This window comes from Psychrobacter sp. Ps6, from assembly GCF_022129235.1.
In the GTDB taxonomy this organism is placed as follows: Bacteria; Pseudomonadota; Gammaproteobacteria; order Pseudomonadales; family Moraxellaceae; genus Psychrobacter.
Genome location: NZ_JADQAI010000051.1, coordinates 1 through 2,778, shown reverse-complemented (window position 1 = coordinate 2,778; position 2,778 = coordinate 1). Strand labels below are relative to the sequence as shown.

Annotated in this window: 1 protein-coding gene; it reads left to right on the top strand. The window is 31.5% G+C overall.

Annotated features, from left to right (window positions below; genetic code table 11):
• Window positions 1-551 precede the first annotated feature (551 nt).
• A partial coding sequence (locus I3255_RS13585) for a transporter substrate-binding domain-containing protein (RefSeq protein ID WP_238039281.1) occupies window positions 552-2,778 on the top strand: 2,227 nt, incomplete at its 3' end.

Here is a 2,778-nt window from a genome sequence, read left to right as displayed (position 1 = left end):
CCAATATCCCTGAATGAACTCAGAAAGCAACGGTCCATTTGGTGCACATTTTTCCTTACTTATCATGCAATATCATCCAATCTATCTACAACGTTAATCGCTCCATACTAGGACTAACTAAGTTCACATGCAATAACTCTAACTCAATAGAAGTGCCATTTTTTTGACACACCTATGACACCGATTTAATCTTTTCGATTAAGCTAATCATCTCAGTCATGGCCATTGGTTTTTTTATGAGTGCTATTTTTACGATCCCTACGATATCAATGAGTTCTCTCCCCCTTAAAACACTTAAAACTCGCACATCTCATAAGAAAAGCAGTAATCATGCTCCCCATATGATTACTTGTCACCCTCACTATACTGCCTATAACAAACTAGGGGCATATGAGGAACAGTATAATACCCAAGCCAAAGTTAATATTAGGGTTTAACCTTCTAAAACTTTTACTGATATTGGTATCAATATCACAAATTATCACTCCTATCTGTCTCCCTTTAGAATTTAATACTAAGGTTATGGTTATAAACCATTTGCGATTTAAACTATGAGAAAAATTTATACTCTTCTTCTACTCTATTTATTTTCAGCAAATGGCTTTGCTTATGCGCCTATTGATCAAAAAGAGAATATTCTCACCTACGAAGAAATTAGCTGGCTCAATAATCAAGACGAAATCAGATATGGTGTTTTAAACTATGATTGGCCTCCTTATTATATTCATAAAAAAAATAATGATATAGAAGGGATATATATTGATTATGCTAATGACCTAAATAATTTTCTAGAAATCAACAATAAATCAAAATTTATTCCTTATTCCTCAATTAAAGAATTAGAAAATGCTTTAGTTAATGATGAGATTGATGCTGTGGTGGGATTATCACCAACCCTTCGCCGCAATAAACTTATGTGGTTTACTCATTCGTTATACCAAGAAAGCTTAGGTATTATTATAAAGAACTCTATTATTGGTTTTGATGCCGATGCAATTGCCGATCTAAAATGGGGGTGTGTTTCTGCCTCAAGCTATTGCGACGTTTTAATCACGGCAGGAGGTCAGCATTTACAGCAAACCAAAAATCTGATGGAAGCGATAACTTTATTCAAACAAGGTAAAATAGATGCAATACTCTCTGACTATGTCGTATTGTCTCAGCATGAAGATAACCTAAAAAATGCACGCATTATTAGTGCTGACTGGCTACGAGCCTCGACTCATAATATTGCTATACAAAAAAATAACATTTATCTACGTGATATTTTTAATAAGGTTATCGAATTTACTCCACAAGGTTCTGAAACCAGAATTAGAGATGAAATAAAAAATCAAACTAAAAATATTAATGCTGAGAATAAATTAACAAAAGTTATTCTTGGAAATCCAGATCTGAAGAAAACATCTTTTAGTTACACACTTCCTGAAAACTTAGTGCCATTTAGTTCTATCAACACTAAAAAAGGTTTTACCCATGATTTGCTTAATATTATTTCAATGGAGACAGGATTAGAATTTAATTATATTAAGACAAATAATGATACTGATTATCATAAATTATTATTAGAAAACAAAATAGATTTTTTCCCCATAGCTAACACCCATAATATTAACAATACGAATTTTAATATTACTGAACCTTATACAACACTTAAGTATGCTGTTATAACAACCAAAGATAGACCTGAAATCTCAAAACTATCTGATTTAAAAAAATTCAATATTGGTATGATAAAAAGCGAAAGATACTTTATCAACGCCGACGAAAATCATTACAAAATCAACAGTTACCACAACTACAAGAATCTAATTGATAACTTACTACAAGGAAAAGTCGATTATGTGATTGTTGTTTATAGTTCATTTATGACTCATTTAAAGCAACGTTATGGTATTAATGATTTTCGTGTAGCTTATATTGGTAACGATCTTGTATTTCCTATTAGCATGGCGATAAATAAAGATAATAACATATTAGCTCAGGTATTAAATTTAGCTCTTAAATCAGTTCCAGCAGAAGATATTAGCCAATTACGGAAAAAATACCAACCTTCTGTTATTTTAAAAGGATTTGATGAAAGTAAAGTAATCTTATGGACATCAATTTCATTATTTATCGTAATCACTATCGTTGCCTTATTTTTATTTTGGAGTAATCAACTTAAAAAAGAGGTTAAACGAAGAGAAAATGCAGAGAAAAAAGCCATTCAGCAGAGAGACTTGCTTAATGAGATTATTGAATCAATACCATCAATGCTACTAATGCAAGATACGAATAATAAGCGTGTTTTTTGGAATAATAATTATAAAGAGACATTCTCAAAATTCTGGGATCAGAATAATATGTTGCCAAGTTGGGATGAATATGAAAAATCAACAACAGAAAATGCAACAGTATTAAAAAATGGCTTAGATATAAACAATACATCTAAAAATAATTTGCGACAAACTAAGAAACCGGATGGAACAATTGTCGATCTCATCTATACCAAAAAACTGATTAAAGATCGTGATGATAACAAATTAGGTGTCATGACGGTTCTTACAGATGTGAGCGATCTTATTCAAGCACAAGACAAAGCGGAGCGAGCTATGCAAGCTCGTACTCATTTTTTAGCAACAATGAGTCATGAACTGAGAACACCAATCGCAAGTATGATTGGTTTGATCAATATTCTTGAGACAAAAGAACCATCTCAAGAGCAGAGTAGTTATATAAAAAATCTAAAATCATCTACTAATCATCTGCTATATCTTGTTAATGATATTTTGGACT